Genomic DNA, 14,432 nt, shown 5'->3' with positions numbered 1-14,432 from the left:
GCGCTGGCCGGCGGAGAGCGTCGCCGCCGGAAGCGCGACGGCATGGCCGAGCCCGACCGCGGTCAGGCAATCGGCGAGCGCCCGGCCGGTGCCGCCGCCAAGGAAATCGGCCCAGAACGACAGGTTTTCGGCGACGCTGAGCGCCGGCTTCAAGGCGTCGCGATGGCCGAGATAATGCGCCTGTTCGGCGACTGTCAGCTCGGCATCGCCGCCCTCCAGCACGATCGTGCCGCCGGCCGGCATCAGCAGGCCTGCGATCAGCCGCAGCAGCGAGGTCTTGCCGGCTCCGTTGCGCCCGGTCACGGCCAGCGCCTCACCGGCATCGGCCTGGAAGCTCAGGCCGGCGAACACCTCTCGCTCGCCGCGCACGCACCTGACATCGATCCCTGAGAGCTTCATGCGCGCCGCATCGTCCGTCGTCGCAGCCCCTCGAAAATGATGGCTACCGTGTGAGAATTTGAGGGTGATGCCACGTCGCGGTTTGCTTGTCGCTGTGGCGGGCGGGTTAGAAAGCTTCTATAAGCCGGAGCTTGATGCAGCACACAGTACCCCGCTGCAATCCGCCAGGCGCTTCGCGCTGGCGGTCCTTAAGTACCCCCTCCGGGTATCACGATCAATTGGGATTTCCACGCATGACCTCGCTCGACAGCTTCAAGAGCCGCAAGACCCTCAAGGTCGGTACCAAGACTTACATCTACTACAGCCTCGCCGCCGCGGAGAAGAACGGTCTCAAGGACATCTCCAGGCTGCCGTATTCGATGAAGGTGCTGCTCGAGAATTTGTTGCGCAACGAGGACGGCCGCAGCGTTAAAAAGGAAGACATCCTCGCCGTCGCCAAATGGCTGAAGAAGAAGACGCTGGAGCATGAGATCGCCTTCCGCCCGGCGCGCGTGCTGATGCAGGACTTCACCGGTGTGCCAGCGGTGGTCGACCTCGCCGCGATGCGCAATGCGATGCAGGCGCTTGGCGGCGACGCCGAGAAGATCAATCCGCTGGTGCCGGTCGATCTCGTCATCGACCACTCGGTCATCGTCAACTTCTTCGGTGACAACAAGGCGTTCGCCAAGAATGTCACCGAGGAATACAAGCAGAACCAGGAACGCTACGAATTCCTGAAATGGGGCCAGAAGGCCTTCTCGAACTTCTCCGTGGTGCCGCCCGGCACCGGCATCTGCCACCAGGTCAATCTCGAATATCTGGCGCAGACGGTCTGGACCAAGAAGGAGAAGATGACGGTCGGCCGCACCACCGGCACCTTCGAGGTCGCCTATCCGGATTCGCTGGTCGGCACCGATTCGCATACCACGATGGTCAACGGCCTCGCCGTGCTCGGCTGGGGCGTCGGCGGCATCGAGGCCGAGGCCTGCATGCTCGGCCAGCCGCTGTCGATGCTGCTGCCCGACGTGGTCGGCTTCAAGCTGACCGGCAAGCTCAAGGAAGGCGTTACCGCCACCGACCTCGTGCTCACGGTCACCCAGATGCTGCGCAAGCTCGGCGTGGTCGGCAAGTTCGTCGAGTTCTTCGGCGCCGGCCTGGACAACCTCTCGGTGGCCGACAAGGCGACCATCGGCAACATGGCCCCGGAATACGGCGCCACCTGCGGCTTCTTCCCGGTCGATGCGTCGACCATCGATTATCTGAAGGTCTCTGGCCGCAAGGCGCCGCGCGTGGCGCTGGTGGAGGCCTATGCCAAGGCGCAGGGCCTGTTCCGCACCGCCAAGTCGCCCGATCCGGTGTTCACCCAGACCTTGACGCTGGATCTCGGCGACGTCGTGCCGTCGATGGCCGGTCCGAAGCGTCCCGAAGGCCGCATCGCGCTGCCGGCGGTCGCGGAAGGTTTCTCGACCGCGCTGGCTGGTGAGTACAAGAAGCCCGAGGCCGATGGGCAGCGTTTCCCGGTCGAGAACCACAAGTTCGACATCGGCCATGGCGACGTGGTGATCGCAGCGATCACCTCCTGCACCAATACCTCCAATCCGAGCGTCCTGATCGGCGCCGGCCTGCTGGCCCGCAACGCCGCCGCCAAGGGGTTGAAGGCCAAGCCCTGGGTCAAGACCTCGCTTGCCCCAGGCAGCCAGGTGGTCGCCGAATATCTCGACAATTCCGGTCTGCAGAAGGAGCTCGACAAGGTCGGCTTCAACCTGGTCGGCTTCGGCTGCACCACCTGCATCGGCAATTCGGGTCCGCTGCAGGAGGACATCTCGAAGTCGATCAACGACAACGGCGTCGTGGCGGCGGCAGTGCTGTCGGGCAACCGCAACTTCGAAGGCCGCGTCTCGCCGGACGTACAGGCCAACTATCTTGCCTCGCCGCCGCTGGTCGTGGCCTATGCGCTCGCCGGCACCGTAACCAAGGATCTCGCAGCCGAGCCGATCGCCAACGGCAAGGATGGCAAGCCGGTGTACCTGAAGGACATCTGGCCGACCACCAAGGAGATCAACGACTTCATGAAGAAGTACGTGAAGGCGTCGATCTTCAAGAAGCGCTATGGCGACGTGTTCAAGGGCGACACCAATTGGCGCAAGATCAAGACAGTCGAGAGCGAGACCTACCGCTGGAACATGAGCTCGACCTATGTGCAGAACCCGCCTTACTTCGAAGGCATGAAGAAGGAGCCTGATCCGGTCGTGGACGTGGTGGAGGCCCGGATCCTGGCGATGTTCGGCGACAAGATCACCACCGACCACATCTCGCCGGCCGGCTCGATCAAGCTGACCTCGCCCGCCGGCAAATATCTCAGCGAGCACCAGGTCCGTCCCGCCGACTTCAACCAGTACGGTACAAGGCGCGGTAACCATGAAATCATGATGCGCGGTACCTTCGCCAACATCCGCATCAAGAACTTCATGCTCAAGGGCGCCGACGGCAACATCCCGGAGGGCGGCCTCACCAAGCATTGGCCCGACGGCGAGCAGATGTCGATCTACGACGCCGCGATGAAATACCAGGAAGAGAAGGTGCCGCTGGTCGTGTTCGCCGGCGCCGAATACGGCAACGGCTCCTCGCGCGACTGGGCTGCTAAGGGCACCCGGCTGCTCGGCGTTCGCGCCGTGATCTGCCAGAGCTTTGAGCGCATCCATCGCTCCAACCTGGTCGGCATGGGCGTGCTGCCGCTGACGTTCCAGGAAGGCACGTCGTGGTCGTCGCTCGGTTTGAAGGGCGACGAGAAGGTCACCATCCGCGGGCTGCAGGGCGACCTCAAGCCGCGGCAGACGCTGACGGCCGAAATCGTCTCAGCCGATGGTGCGCTGCAGAAAGTGCCGCTGCTATGCCGCATCGATACGCTCGATGAGCTCGACTACTATCGAAACGGTGGCATCCTCCACTATGTGCTGCGCAAGCTTGCCGCGTAGCGGTTGCTGCGACCGATTGGCTCACCTCGAAGTGAGTAGCGGGTGATGAAGAAGGCGGCCTATGACGAAGGCCGCCTTCTTTGTGTTCGGTGATGGATCGAACTCACAGGCTCTTCGGAAATTATTAACGCGGCACGGTTCGACGCCCAGTAGCTCAGGTATGGTAGCGATGATGGTCTTTCCCAGGATTGCGCGGTGGTCAGGTGCGGCTCTGGGTGTTTGTGCGATCGTTGCCGTCATACGTCCTGCCCATGCCGACCCGAAGGCGGTGGTCGAGCTCTTCACCTCGCAGGGCTGCTCGTCCTGCCCGCCGGCCGACAAGCTGCTCGGCGATCTCGCCAAGGACCCGTCGGTGATCGCGCTCTCGATGCCGATCGACTATTGGGACTATCTCGGGTGGAAGGACACCTTGGCCGACGCGCGGTTCTCGGCGCGGCAGCGTGCCTATTCGCGGATGCGCGGCGATCGCGAGGTCTACACGCCGCAGGCCGTGGTCAATGGCGAAGTGCATGTGATCGGCAGCGACCGCGACGCCATCGAGCATGCGATCGAGAACACCGGACAAGGTCCGGGCGTCATGTCGGTACCCGTGCATATGGCTGTCGACGGCCGGCACTTGACCGTCTCGGTGGCGGCGGCCGACGAGCATACGCCGCGTAAGCACGGCGAGGTCTGGCTGTGTTCGATCTCTCACGCCGTGCCGATCTCGATCGGCCGGGGCGAGAACCAGGGGCGCGAGCTGACCTATTACAACGTGGTTCGAAACCTCACCAAGATCGGCGATTGGAACGGGACTCCCGGAAGCTGGACGGTGCCGTTGGACAATATCGCGCATGATGGGATCGACGGCGCCGCCGTCTATGTGCAGGACGGCAGCCGCGACCGGCCCGGCCCGATGCTCGGCGCGGCCTATACCTCGCTGAACTGATTCGCTTTTCAGTTGGATCTGCCAGGCCGGCCGTCAACGGCTCCGGCAGTGGTATTCGCGCGTCCCTTGCAGACGCCTGCGGCCGAGAACGGCCGCGCTCAATTCGCAAAACCGGGCCTGAACAAAACTTGATTTGAAAAAGCAAAAGGACCAACTTTCGTTGGCCCTTCATCTCCAGGGGTCTGTGATAGGCCCGGTCCCGACCGCCCCGGGGGGCTGGGGGCTGAGGAATCCGGAGCTGAAAGAACCGGGCCAACTCACACTCACGTTATGCTCGGCTACGGGGGCACGCGCTGGGCGGAAGTGGGGCGTCATTATGATTCGGCTAACGATCCCGTGACGTTACGGATTTCTTGACAGCAGTTCGCCCTGGCAGCCGACGAAACGACTCCATCGGCCAAGGGTCGGCTAAAGGCCAAGCATCGTCCAAGGCCCCTTGCGGCGACCGCTGGATGGCGCGATCATGTCATGGTGATGACAGGAGGCGCGCGATGACTCTCGTACCGGAGGATGCCGATCCCAGCGAGAACCGCGCGGCGGCCCGCAGTGCCGCCGCGGCAAATGTACCGAGCCGCGTGACGTTCAACCGTCTTGAGCTCAATCGCATTCTGAATCTCTACGGCCGGATGGTTGCCAATGGTGAGTGGCGCGACTATTCGATCGATTTCCTGCGCGATCGCGCGGTGTTCTCGGTATTCCGCCGGGCCTCGGAGGTCCCGTTGTATCGCATCGAGAAGGACCCGCGGCTGGCGCGCAAGCAGGGTATGTACAGCGTCATCTCGGCGACCGGCCTGATCCTGCGCCGCGGCCACGAGCTGGAGCGCGTGCTGCTGGTGCTCGCGCCCAAGCCGGCGCTGGTTTGACGGATTGCCTCACGTCGTCATTCCGGGGCGCAGCGGAACGCTGCGAGCCCGGAATCCCGAATTGATGGTCGAGAGCTTATCAGCTCGGGATTCCGGGTCCCATCGCTGTCGCGATGTCCCGGAATGACAGCTCACCAATTACGTTGCCGGCACCGTGGCCGCACCTTCGCCGAGCGGCAGCTGCATCATCACCGTGTCGAGCCAGCGGCCGAATTTGAGGCCGACATTCGGGTGGGTGCCGATCATCTGGAAGCCGCATCTGGTGTGCAGGCCGACCGAGGCGGCGTTGGCGGAATCGCCGATCACCGCGATCATCTGGCGGAAGCCCCGCGCCTCACAGGCCGGGATCAGTTCCTGCATCAGCCGCAAGCCGATGCCACGCCGGTGGCTGATAGGATCGAGATAGACCGAGTTCTCGACCGTGAAGCGATAGGCCGGCCGCGGCCGGTAGGGCCCGGCATAGGCATAGCCGGCAACGCGGCCGTCGAGCAACGCGGTGAAATAGGGGAAACCGCCGTCGCTTAGGCTACGGAAGCGCCGCGTCATCTCGGCCAGATCAGGTGGCTCGAGCTCGAAGGTGGCGGTGCCCGTCAGCACAGCCTGTTCGTAGACCGCGGTGATGGCGGGAAGGTCGGATTGTTGCGTGGGGCGGATTTCGACTGCTGGCATGGGGTGAGATTATTTTCCAGGCTGGCAAAAGAAAAGCCCCGGCGGTGAGGCCGGGGCTCGAGTTCTAAAACCTCGATCTTCGATTAATCGCGCTGGCCGAGCAGCTGCAGCAGCAGCGTGAACAGGTTGATGAAGTTCAGGTACAGCGACAGCGCGCCGGTGATCGCCGCACGCTCGGCGATGTCGCCGCCGGCGGAGGCGTAGCCGTAGATGTATTCGTTCTTCAGCCGCTGCGTGTCCCAGGCGGTGAGGCCGGCGAACACGAACACGCCGATCACCGACACCGCGAACTGCAGCGCCGAGCTTGCCAGGAACAGGTTGACCAGGCTCGCGATCACGATGCCGACCAGGCCCATGAACAGGAACGAGCCGAACCCGGTCATGTCACGCTTCGTGGTGTAGCCGTAAAGGCTGAGCGCACCGAAGGTCGCCGCGGTGATGAAGAACACCCGCACGATCGAGGTGTGGGTGTAGATCAGGAAGATCGACGACAGCGACACACCCATCAGCGCCGAGAACACCCAGAACATCATCTGGGCGGTCGAGGGCGCCAGGCGGTTGATGCCGGCAGAGAGCGCGAAAACCATGATCAGCGGCGCCAGCATGAACAGCCATTTCAGCGGGCTGAAATAGATCGCGTAGCCGAACGAGGTCAGCCCGATGTCGCGGAAGTGATACGCCACCTGGGACGGATCGCTGGTCACGGCCGCCATGTAGACGCCGAGCGCGGCCAAGCCGGTGATGGCCAAGCCAACGCTCATGTAATTGTAGATGCGCAGCATATAGGCGCGCAGGCCGGCATCGACGGCTGCGGCATCCGTCCGTCCGGCGGCCCGGCCGAAAGGAGAAGCGTAGTTGCGGTTGAGGTCCGACATGGTCGAATTCCCGTTTGGTTGTCCGGCGATCCACCCCTGAGGGAGGTCCCGCCGGCGCTCGAAAAACCCTATCTCAGATGCCTCACGCGACTGACATTAAATTTGTGTCATCAATGTCGATAACGGAGCTCTGAACTTATCCATAAGTGGGAAACTAGCACATCCGTCGCAAGCTTCCACGCGCGGCTGAATGTCGCTCCGCGCGCATCCGCCCCGAGCATGCGCGTTAACCGTGCGCGATGCACGGCAAAAGTATCATAGATTCCGTAACACGGTGGCCGGTTTCTGGTTGAGCGCCAGCAGGGTACCGATCAGGCCCAGGCCGACGGTCACGATCAGCGCGGCCGCGACCACCGTCGCCGCGCTGCCGGCCTGCCAGGCGAAGCTCAGCGTCATCAGCCGGCTGACGATCAGCCAGGCGGCCACCGAGCCCGCCAGGACCCCGAACGCGGCGGTGGCGAGCCCGATCAGCAGATATTCCAGTGCGTAGGCCCCGAGCAGGCGCAGCCGGGTGGCACCGAGCGTCTTCAGGATCACGGCATCGTAAACACGGTGGCGATGGCCGGCGGCCAGCGCGCCGCCGAGCACCAGGATCGCCGAGATCAGGGTCACGGCGCTGGCGCCGCGGATCGCCAGCACCAGGTTCGCGACCATAGTGCCGACCGTCTCCATCACCTCGCGGACGCGGACGCTGGTAACCGTCGGGAAGGCGTCGGCCACCTTGCGGATGATCATTGCGTCGGTTTCGACGCTCGAACTCGGCTGGGTCAGGGTGGCGACATGGGTGTGCGGCGCGCCCTTGAAGGCGCCCGGCGAGTACACCAGCACGAAATTGATGCCGAGCGCCTGCCAGTCGATGTTGCGCATATTGCCGATATGGGCCGGAATGTCGCGTCCGAGCACGTTGATCACGATCTCGTCGCCGAGCTTCAGCCCCATGCCGTCGGCAATCTTCTTCTCGATCGAGACCAGCGGCGGGCCTTCGTAATTCGGTCCCCACCACTTGCCTTCGACGATGGTCGATCCCTTCGGGATCTCGCCGGTGTAGGTCAGGCCGCGGTCGCTCTGCAGCACCCATTCCGCATCCGGCGTGGCCTTGATGTCCTCGGCACGGATACCGCGCGCCGAGACGATGCGTCCGCGCAGCATCGGTACGTCTTCCACGGTCGATTGCGGCGAAACCTGCTTGAGAAAATCGGCGAAATGATTGCCTTCGGCGGCGGGAATGTCGACGAAGAAGAAGGACGGCGCGTGCTCCGGCAGTGCCGCCAGGAACTGGCGTCGGAGGTTGCCGTCGATCTGCGTGATCGTCACCAAGACCGCGAGCCCGAGGCCGAGCGACATCACCACCGACGGCGTCAGCGCGCCGGGCCGGTGGATGTTGGCGACCGCGAGCCGGACCATCGGGAAGCGGGATCGGGGCAGGCGGCGCGCCACCGCCATCACGATGGCCGCGATCCCGCGCAACAGCGCGAACACCAGGACGGAAGCGACGACGAAGACAGCCGCGATCCGCTTGTCATAGGCGAGCCCGATCACCACCGCGATCAGGAGCGCGACCACGACCGCCATCAGCGCCAGATAGCGCCAGCGCGGCCGGTGCCATTGCGCGATCACGGCCTCCCGAAACAATGCGGAGACCGGCACGTCGCGAACGCGGCCGAGCGGCCACAGGCCGAAGGCGAGCGCGGTGAGAAGGCCGTAGACGAAGGACAGCGCCAGTTCGTCCGGATGCAGCGCGGGGATCACCGGCAACGGCAGCAGCTTGCCGAACAGGCCGACGATCAGAAAGGGCAGTGCCGCACCTGCGACGAGGCCAATCACCGAGCCGACGCCCGCCAGCATCATCACCTGGGTGAGATAGATGCCGAACACGTCGCGGCCGGTGGCGCCGAGCGCCTTGAAGACCGCAATCACTTCGGTGCGGCGATCGACATGGCTTTTGACTGCATTGGCGACACCGACGCCGCCGACCAGCAGCGCCGCAAGCCCGACCAGTGTCAGGAATTGGGTGAAGCGGTCGATGTTGCGTTCGAGCTGCGGCGAGGCGTTGCTGCGGCTGCGCGCCTGCCAGCCAGCGGAAAGTTTGCGGGCGTCGTCGATCACAGAGGTGACGGCATGGTCATCGGCGCCATCGGGTAGCCGCACGCGATAGATCCAGCGCACCAGGCTGCCGGGCTGCAGCAACTGGGTGGCCCGCAGCCCGGCTTCGCTGATCAGAAAACGTGGACCGAGACCCATGCCGCCGGACAGCTTGTCCGGCTCCGCCTCGAGCCGGCTTCGGATCTGGAAGCGCGTGTTGTCGAGCGTGACGGTGTCGCCGACTTTCAGGTCGAGCCGGGCAAGCAGCACGGGATCGACCGCCGCACCGAAGGTGCCGTCGTGCTCGGCGAACAGCTCAGTCGTCGCCATCGCCGGCTTGAGATCGAGTTGTCCCAATAACGGATAGGCCTGGTCCACCGCCTTCAACTCCACCAGCGCGAGCTGTCCGCCGGCGGAGCGGACCATCGCGCGCGTGGTGGCTACGACCGACACCTGCCCGCGCCCGCGCAGCAAGGCGATCTCGTCGGGCTTCGCCTCGCGTTGAAACAGCGAGAAGGCGACGTCGCCGCCGAGCAGCGTGCGGCCCTCGCGCGTCAATCCATCGTTCAGGCTTGCTGCGACCGAGCCGACGCCGGCGATCGCCATCACGCCGAGCGCGATGCAGGCGATGAAGACATAGAAGCCGCGCAAGCCGCCGCGCAGCTCGCGCAAGGCATAAATGAGCGGCAGCGAGGCCGTGCGGCGGCCGCTGATTGGCTCGGAGATCGTGCTCATGCCTCGACTTTGACTTGGGCTTTGTTGTCGCTTTCGATCCGGCCCGAGCGCAGCCGCACCACGCGGTCGCAGCGATGCGCGAGCGCGCTGTCGTGGGTGACCAGCACCAGGGTCATGCCGCGTTCGGCATGCTTGGTGAACAGGAGATCGACGATCTGCTTGCCGGTGGTGTCGTCGAGATTGCCGGTCGGCTCGTCGGCGACCAGGATCGCCGGGTCCGGTGCCAGCGCCCGGGCTAGCGCCACACGCTGCTGCTCGCCGCCGGATAGCTGGCTCGGATAATGGTGCATGCGGTGGCCGAGGCCAACCGATTCCAGCTCCTGCGCCGCCCGCGCGGCCGCATCGTCATGACCGGCCAGCTCCAGCGGCACTGCGACGTTCTCCAGCGCCGTCATGGTCGGGATCAGGTGGAACGATTGGAACACGATGCCGACCTGCCGGCCGCGGAATCGCGCCAGGGCGTCCTCGTCCAGGGCATTGAAAGGCGTGCCATTGACCACCACCTCACCGCTATCCGGACGCTCCAACCCCGCCATCACCATCAGCAGCGTGGATTTTCCAGATCCCGAGGGCCCGATCAGGCCGATCGTCTCGCCCTGGCCGACGCGCAGGCTGATATCCTTCAGGATGTGAACCCGCGCGGCACCGGCGCCAAGCGACAGGTCGACGTTGGAGATGGCAATGGTGTCCGGCCCAGGCCTGGCAATAGGGCTGGCAACAAGGCCGGCAAGCGGAGACGATTCGATGAGACTGTCCATGGCTCGGTCATATGGCACTTCGGCAAGCCGGGTCGAGGGGAGGGGCGCGCGTCTCGTGCACATACTCGTGTTGATGTTCGGCTTGATGACGGCGCTCCCGGTCGCCGCCCGAGCTGACGCGGTCAAGCCGGTCAAGCTCGTGGTGCTCGGGGATTCCTTGAGTGCCGGTCTCGGCCTGCCGGCCAATGAGGCGTTCCCGGCGAAGCTGCAAAAGGCCTTGAAGGACAAGGGGCTCGACGTCGACATCACCAACGCCGGGGTGTCCGGGGATACCGCCTCGGGCGGACGCGACCGGCTGGACTGGTCGGTGGCTCAGGGAACCGAAGCCGTGATCGTCGAGCTCGGCGCCAATGACGCGCTGCGCGGCATCGATCCCGCCGTGACCCGTGGTGCATTGACCGAGATCGTGACCCGACTGAAGGCGCGCGGCATCGCCGTGATGCTCTGCGGCATGCTGGCGCCGCCGAACTATGGCAGCGACTACGCCGCGAAGTTCAACGCGATCTACCCCGATCTCGCCAAGCAGTTCGGCGTGACGCTCTATCCGTTCTATCTCGACGGCGTCGCTGCCGACCCCAAGCTCAATCAAGCCGACGGCATTCACCCGACCGCGGCGGGTGTCGACATCATCGTTGCGAAGATGTTGCCCACGGTGGAGGCATTCCTGCAGCCATTTCGTGGGCAATAACCTTTGAATAGGCGGTCAGCGACACAACAAAATAACCTTGAACGTCAAGCTTTTCCGCAACTTTTTGGGCCGTTAACGCCCACTCCGTCGTGGAGTCATATAATTTCGGTAGAAAGTTGACACCGGCGATTCGCCGCCGGAATTTTCGAGGCATGATCTCGTCAAACTTCGGGGTCAGCCTCAAGCATCGGGAGCCCTCAACGATGCCGCGTTTGTTCACTGGACTGGAAATCCCGACTGAAGTCGGCCAGACGCTTTCCAGCTTGCGGGGCGGCCTTCCCGGCGCCCGCTGGATTGATCCCGAAAATTACCACGTCACCTTGCGCTTCATCGGTGACATCGACGGCGCCTCCGCCAACGAGATCGCCGCGATGCTGTGGCGGGTGAATCGCCCCCCGTTCGAGGTGACCCTGCAGGGGTTGTCGAGCTTCGGCGGCCGCAAGCCGCGTGCCGTGATCGCCAACATCGCGCCGAGCCGGCCGCTGATCGAGCTGCAGGCCGAGCTCGAGCGGATGATGCAGCGGATCGGGCTCGATCCGGAGGGACGCAAATTCGTGCCGCATGTGACGCTGGCAAGGCTGCACGATGCTTCCAGCCAGGACGTCGCCGACTACCTCTCGGTGCGTGGCTATTTCCCCAGCCGCGTGTTCACGGCCGAACGCTTCGTGCTGTTCTCGGCGCGCGCCTCTACCGGCGGCGGGCCTTATGTGGTCGAGGACGCCTACGAATTGTGTGCGTGACGGCGTCATGCTGGTTTCGGGGTGGTTGCGACGTCCTGACGATCTTTGCGCGCCGTATACCAAGGCCAGAGGTTGAATCCGCATGGCCGCCTCGACCAATTGGCGGCTTGCAATTTTCGTAAGTCTCATGGCCTAAACTGGGCTCATGTTGTCCACTCCCTCCGACGCGTTTCGCGCCCAATATCAGGCGCTGGTCGATTCCGGCACAATCGAAGCAGATCCGGCCCAGGCCGAGGTCACCGATGCTTTGGCCGAACTCGAGCGGCGGCTGTCGAGCTATAAGCCTGTCCGCAAGCAGGGTCTGCTGGGGCGGCTGTTCTCCGACAAGAGCGAGCCGCCGCACGGCCTCTACGTCCACGGCGAGGTCGGCCGCGGCAAGACCATGCTGATGGACCTGTTCTTCCAAGCCTGTCCGGTCGAGCACAAGCGGCGCGCCCATTTCCACGAATTCATGGCGGAGGTGCACGAGCGCGTCCACGGCTACCGCCAGAGCATCGGCCGCGGCGAGCTCGCCGACACCGATGTGATCGCGCTGACCGCGAATGCGATTTTCGAGGATGCTTGGCTGCTCTGCTTCGACGAATTTCACGTCACGGATATTGCCGACGCGATGATCCTGGGGCGACTGTTCGCCAAGCTGTTCGAGCTCGGCACGGTGGTGGTGGCAACCTCCAACGTCGCGCCCGAGGATCTCTACAAAGGGGGGCTGAACCGCGCGCTGTTCCTGCCGTTCATCAAGCAGATATCAGACCATATGGATGTGGTGCGGCTCGACGCCCGCACCGATTTCCGACTGGAGAAGCTCGCCGGTGTCAAGATGTGGCTGGTGCCGCCGAATGCGGATGCGGAGGCCGCGCTCGACAAGGCCTTCGCGAAGCTGACCGGCAACGCCAAGGGCAAGCCGCGCGACATCGCCATCAAGGGGCGTGTCCTGCATGTGCCGTGCTCGGCCAATGGCGTGGCACGGTTTTCGTTCGCCGAATTATGCCAGCAGCCGCTTGCGGCCTCCGACTATCTGCGGCTCGCGCAGGACTATCACACCATCATGATCGATCGCGTCCCGGTGATGGACTATGCCGACCGTAACGCCGCCAAGCGTTTCATCACCCTGATCGACGCGCTCTATGACAATGCGGTGAAGCTGATCGCCTCCGCCGAGGCCAATCCAGTTTCTCTCTACCTCGCGCACGAAGGGGTCGAGGCCAACGAGTTCAAGCGCACCTCGTCGCGGCTGATCGAGATGGGCTCGGAATCCTATCTCGCGCTCGCGCACGGCCGCAAGGATTCCACGGCCAGCGGCAGCTCGACTGGTCTGGTCGAGACCTGACGCATCGGGCTCTCGGGCCTTCTCGGACACAAATCCCGCCAGCGGGCACAGGTCGCAAAACACCTTCGCGGCGGTGCTCGCATGCGACCCCACGTTCCGGTGGTCCCGCTCTGGCTGAAATCAGGGCAGCGCCGCCGATTGGGCATAGGTTGACTTGAACGCGTCAGGCGAAAGGGATAACCAGCCAGTCGGCTTTTCAACCCCCCTCCACCCGTTCGGGTTCAAAGGAAATTCCCATGGCGCGCGACAAGATTGCTTTGATTGGCTCCGGTCAGATCGGCGGAACGCTGGCTCACCTCATTGGCCTGAAGGAGCTCGGCGACGTCGTGATGTTCGACATCGCCGAAGGCGTGCCGCAGGGCAAGGCGCTCGACATCGCCCAGTCCTCGCCGGTCGACGGCTTCGATGCCCATTACAGCGGTGCCAACTCCTATGAGGCGCTCGACAACGCCAAGGTTTGCATCGTCACCGCCGGCGTGCCGCGCAAGCCCGGCATGAGCCGCGACGACCTGCTGTCGATCAATCTCAAGGTGATGGAGCAGGTCGGCGCGGGCATCAAGAAATATGCCCCCGACGCCTTCGTCATCTGCATCACCAACCCGCTGGACGCGATGGTCTGGGCGCTGCAGAAGGCGTCCGGCATGCCGGCCAAGAAGGTGGTTGGCATGGCGGGCGTGCTCGACTCCGCGCGCTTCCGCTACTTCCTGGCCGACGAGTTCAACGTCTCGGTCGAGGACGTCACCGCCTTCGTGCTCGGCGGCCACGGCGACACCATGGTGCCGCTGGCCAAGTATTCGACCGTCGCCGGCATCCCGCTGCCCGACCTTGTCAAGATGGGCTGGACCTCGCAGGCCCGGATCGACGAGATCGTCGACCGCACCCGCAATGGCGGCGCCGAGATCGTCAACCTCCTCAAGACGGGCTCGGCCTACTATGCGCCGGCCGCTTCCGCGATCGCGATGGCCGAGAGCTATCTGCGCGATAAGAAGCGTGTCATGCCCTGCGCGGCTTACCTCAATGGCGAGTTCGGCGTGAAGGACATGTATGTCGGCGTTCCCGTCGTGATCGGCTCCAAGGGTGTCGAGCGAGTGGTCGAGATCGAGCTCAGCGGCAAGGACCGCGAGGCGTTCGACAAGTCGGTCGCCTCGGTGCAGGGGCTGGTTGACGCCTGCAAGAAGATCGCGCCGGACCTGCTCGGTCGCTAAGGCGCAGGCCGCGGGCGGAGATTCCGCCTGCGGCGACCGGGTTGCAGTTGCTTGGTATATCGTATACCAAACAGCTGAGGTTGTGGAACTTTGCAAGTCACCCCACTGCGGGGTCGGGAGCATGCTCGCATGAATATTCACGAATACCAGGCCAAGGCGTTGCTGCATGAATTCGGCGTGCCGATCTCCAAGGGCGTGCCGGTGCTGCG

General features: G+C 64.1%; 12 protein-coding genes. 7 read left to right on the top strand and 5 right to left on the bottom strand.

Annotated elements, in window-relative coordinates; translation table 11 throughout:
• Positions 1–399: heme ABC exporter ATP-binding protein CcmA (gene ccmA / locus WA702_RS28235; protein ID WP_425113829.1), on the bottom strand; the 399-nt coding region annotated here is incomplete at its 3' end.
• Positions 400–632: 233 nt separating this feature from the next.
• On the opposite strand from ccmA, the gene acnA reads away from it, so the two are divergent.
• From acnA to WA702_RS28220, 3 genes are all read left to right on the top strand, one after another.
• Entirely contained in the window at positions 633–3,353 is a 2,721-nt protein-coding gene (gene acnA, locus WA702_RS28230) for an aconitate hydratase AcnA (RefSeq protein WP_425113828.1), read from the top strand.
• A gap of 160 nt (positions 3,354–3,513) precedes the next feature.
• Entirely contained in the window at positions 3,514–4,281 is a 768-nt protein-coding gene (locus WA702_RS28225; RefSeq protein WP_425113827.1) for a DUF1223 domain-containing protein, read from the top strand.
• A gap of 491 nt (positions 4,282–4,772) precedes the next feature.
• The gene (locus tag WA702_RS28220; protein WP_425113826.1) at positions 4,773–5,144 is read left to right on the top strand and encodes a DUF2794 domain-containing protein; all 372 of its coding nucleotides are present in this window, start codon (positions 4,773–4,775) and stop codon (positions 5,142–5,144) included.
• 138 nt (positions 5,145–5,282) lie between these two features.
• Here WA702_RS28220 and WA702_RS28215 read toward each other — a convergent pair whose 3' ends face one another.
• From WA702_RS28215 to WA702_RS28200, 4 genes are all read right to left on the bottom strand, one after another.
• Positions 5,283–5,813 (bottom strand): N-acetyltransferase family protein, encoded by a 531-nt coding sequence (locus WA702_RS28215; protein ID WP_425113825.1) that lies wholly within the window; start codon positions 5,811–5,813, stop codon positions 5,283–5,285.
• Positions 5,814–5,896: 83 nt separating this feature from the next.
• Positions 5,897–6,688: a Bax inhibitor-1/YccA family protein gene (locus tag WA702_RS28210; protein ID WP_425113824.1), complete on the bottom strand. Its 792-nt coding sequence runs from the start codon at positions 6,686–6,688 to the stop codon at positions 5,897–5,899.
• Between the two features lie 255 nt (positions 6,689–6,943).
• Positions 6,944–9,505 carry an ABC transporter permease gene (locus WA702_RS28205; protein ID WP_425113823.1) on the bottom strand — a complete coding sequence of 854 codons (2,562 nt, stop codon included), beginning with the start codon at positions 9,503–9,505 and terminating at the stop codon, positions 6,944–6,946.
• Entirely contained in the window at positions 9,502–10,263 is a 762-nt protein-coding gene (locus tag WA702_RS28200; RefSeq protein ID WP_425113822.1) for an ABC transporter ATP-binding protein, read from the bottom strand. The genes WA702_RS28205 and WA702_RS28200 overlap by 4 nt, the downstream gene beginning before the upstream one ends.
• Positions 10,264–10,318: 55 nt before the next feature.
• Between WA702_RS28200 and WA702_RS28195 the strand changes: the two genes are divergently transcribed.
• The 4 genes from WA702_RS28195 (at position 10,319) to mdh (ending at position 14,223) form a co-directional block, all read left to right on the top strand.
• A complete protein-coding gene (locus WA702_RS28195) occupies positions 10,319–10,951 on the top strand; it encodes an arylesterase (RefSeq protein ID WP_425113830.1) in 633 nt (210 codons plus the stop codon).
• Positions 10,952–11,154: 203 nt separating this feature from the next.
• The gene (gene thpR, locus WA702_RS28190; protein WP_425113821.1) at positions 11,155–11,691 is read left to right on the top strand and encodes an RNA 2',3'-cyclic phosphodiesterase; all 537 of its coding nucleotides are present in this window, start codon (positions 11,155–11,157) and stop codon (positions 11,689–11,691) included.
• Positions 11,692–11,836: 145 nt separating this feature from the next.
• Positions 11,837–13,018: a cell division protein ZapE gene (gene zapE / locus WA702_RS28185; protein ID WP_425113820.1), complete on the top strand. Its 1,182-nt coding sequence runs from the start codon at positions 11,837–11,839 to the stop codon at positions 13,016–13,018.
• A gap of 236 nt (positions 13,019–13,254) precedes the next feature.
• Complete coding sequence (gene mdh / locus WA702_RS28180) at positions 13,255–14,223, top strand: malate dehydrogenase (protein WP_425113819.1); 969 nt, start codon at positions 13,255–13,257, stop codon at positions 14,221–14,223.
• The last annotated feature ends 209 nt before the right edge of the window (positions 14,224–14,432 follow it).

The organism is Bradyrhizobium sp. (genome assembly GCF_049798375.1).
In the GTDB taxonomy this organism is placed as follows: domain Bacteria; phylum Pseudomonadota; class Alphaproteobacteria; order Rhizobiales; family Xanthobacteraceae; genus Bradyrhizobium.
Note: the sequence above shows the minus strand (reverse complement) of the source record. Positions and strands in the feature narration are given on the sequence as shown.

Excerpts from the sequence above, each read along its gene's own strand:
- WA702_RS28210 (WP_425113824.1), bottom strand. The coding sequence starts at position 6,688 with ATGTCGGACCTCAACCGCAACTACGCTTCTCCTTTCGGCCGGGCCGCC.
- WA702_RS28205 (WP_425113823.1), bottom strand. The coding sequence starts at position 9,505 with ATGAGCACGATCTCCGAGCCAATCAGCGGCCGCCGCACGGCCTCGCTG.
- WA702_RS28215 (WP_425113825.1), bottom strand. The coding sequence starts at position 5,813 with ATGCCAGCAGTCGAAATCCGCCCCACGCAACAATCCGACCTTCCCGCC.
- thpR (WP_425113821.1), top strand. The coding sequence starts at position 11,155 with ATGCCGCGTTTGTTCACTGGACTGGAAATCCCGACTGAAGTCGGCCAG.
- WA702_RS28200 (WP_425113822.1), bottom strand. The coding sequence starts at position 10,263 with ATGGACAGTCTCATCGAATCGTCTCCGCTTGCCGGCCTTGTTGCCAGC.
- zapE (WP_425113820.1), top strand. The coding sequence starts at position 11,837 with ATGTTGTCCACTCCCTCCGACGCGTTTCGCGCCCAATATCAGGCGCTG.
- WA702_RS28225 (WP_425113827.1), top strand. The coding sequence starts at position 3,514 with ATGGTAGCGATGATGGTCTTTCCCAGGATTGCGCGGTGGTCAGGTGCG.
- mdh (WP_425113819.1), top strand. The coding sequence starts at position 13,255 with ATGGCGCGCGACAAGATTGCTTTGATTGGCTCCGGTCAGATCGGCGGA.
- acnA (WP_425113828.1), top strand. The coding sequence starts at position 633 with ATGACCTCGCTCGACAGCTTCAAGAGCCGCAAGACCCTCAAGGTCGGT.
- WA702_RS28220 (WP_425113826.1), top strand. The coding sequence starts at position 4,773 with ATGACTCTCGTACCGGAGGATGCCGATCCCAGCGAGAACCGCGCGGCG.